Annotated in this window: 1 pseudogene; it reads left to right on the forward strand. The window is 72.4% G+C overall.

The annotated features are described in order from the left end of the window. Position 1: 1 nt before the first annotated feature. Positions 2 to 308: pseudogene (locus RB628_RS41860) on the forward strand (cation-transporting P-type ATPase); the annotation flags it as partial.

Raw genomic sequence — 308 nt, forward strand, 5'->3', positions numbered from 1 at the left:
GCTGGAGGCCGGGGACGCCGTGCCGGCGGACTGCCGGGTGGTCGAGGCGCACGAGTTGGCGGTGAACAACGCGCCGTTGACCGGGGAGAGCAACCCTGTGAGCTGTACGGCCGATCCGGTGGCGGCCGGGTCGCCGCTGGAAGCCCGAAACTGCGTGTTCATGGGAACCGACATCGTCGCCGGATCCGGACGCGCCGTGGTCTACGCCACCGCCGCGACGACCGAGTTCGGGCGGATCTACCGGCTGGCCGCGGCGGCTCCGCGGCAGAAGACTCCGCTGCAGCACCAGGTGGCCTCCATGGCGCGGC

The organism is Streptomyces sp. ADMS (genome assembly GCF_033441795.1).
Lineage (GTDB): Bacteria > Actinomycetota > Actinomycetes > Streptomycetales > Streptomycetaceae > Streptomyces.